This window comes from Fusibacter sp. A1 (assembly GCF_004125825.1).
GTDB lineage: Bacteria > Bacillota > Clostridia > Peptostreptococcales > Acidaminobacteraceae > QQWI01.
In genome coordinates this window covers 1-1,022 of record NZ_QQWI01000041.1, presented here as the reverse complement: position 1 = coordinate 1,022, position 1,022 = coordinate 1, and the positions used below count along the sequence as shown (strand labels likewise).

The 1,022-nt window shown below is 43.5% G+C and carries 1 tRNA gene and 2 rRNA genes; all 3 read right to left on the bottom strand.

Annotated elements, in window-relative coordinates:
• Positions 1-117: ribosomal RNA gene (locus DWB64_RS19085) — 23S ribosomal RNA — on the bottom strand; the annotation flags it as partial.
• Positions 118-548: 431 nt separating this feature from the next.
• Positions 549-625: transfer RNA gene (locus DWB64_RS19080), tRNA-Ile, on the bottom strand.
• Between the two features lie 297 nt (positions 626-922).
• Positions 923-1,022 (bottom strand): 16S ribosomal RNA (locus DWB64_RS19075); the annotation flags it as partial.

The following is a 1,022-nucleotide window of genomic DNA, read 5'->3' as shown; positions in this document are numbered from 1 at the left end:
TCGGACATCTACGGATCAATGTTTGCTTGCAACTCCCCGTAGCTTTTCGCAGCTTACCACGTCCTTCATCGGCTCTCAGTGCCAAGGCATTCACCCTGTGCTCTTAATATCTTGACCTCTTTTAACTTGCTATTCCTTCCGCTGACTTCGCCTGCGCATCTCTTTCCTCAGTCGAGTATAACTAGTACACTCCTTCGTCAATCGATTTTCCGCCTTGTCATCGAAACGACTAGCTGCGTTAAAAAGTTTGAACTGAAGATTACTGCTAATCTTCGTTCGTGTTTCTTCAGAGTGTCGGCGAAGACTTCTGAAGAAAACTTTTTTTGTGATTATATGAAGTTTTCATTGTACAAAACTAAATAGCGATGTGGTTGAATCCGTATGGTGATTATACTGAAATAATGTACCGATGAGCATTTGATGGTGCTCAATACGTTTTCGTCATGCTATTATAGGGTTTTTAAATGCAAGTTACAAACTGAATCAGCTACTAGTTCGCGTCCCTTTCGGTTAGCATACTTTCGCCCCAATTCGTGACTTGCATCATTTGGTGGGCATAAGTGGACTCGAACCACCGACCTCACGCTTATCAGGCGTGCGCTCTAACCAGCTGAGCTATACGCCCACATATTAAAATGTGGTGTCTCAAGGACAATGACTATTCTAAATGCTTTAAAGACGTTTGTCAATACAGCTTTTAAATGTTGTAATTGTCTGAAACTTTGTGATGTTATCATGGAGTGAACGGAGTTTTAAAACCCAATTCGAACAACTCGTCAGACAGCCTCTCCATTCTCACTTCTCGAGTTAACGAGTCATAAGAGACGGGTCAGACAACCTGCGGTTCTCTTCCATGATGTTTCATGCGACTTGCGTGCATGAGCCATCAAAACTGAACAATGTACCTAACTGGATTCCTTAGAAAGGAGGTGATCCAGCCGCACCTTCCGATACGGCTACCTTGTTACGACTTCACCCTAGTCATTGGTTTTACCTTCGGCAGCTTCCTCCCCTAAGGGTTG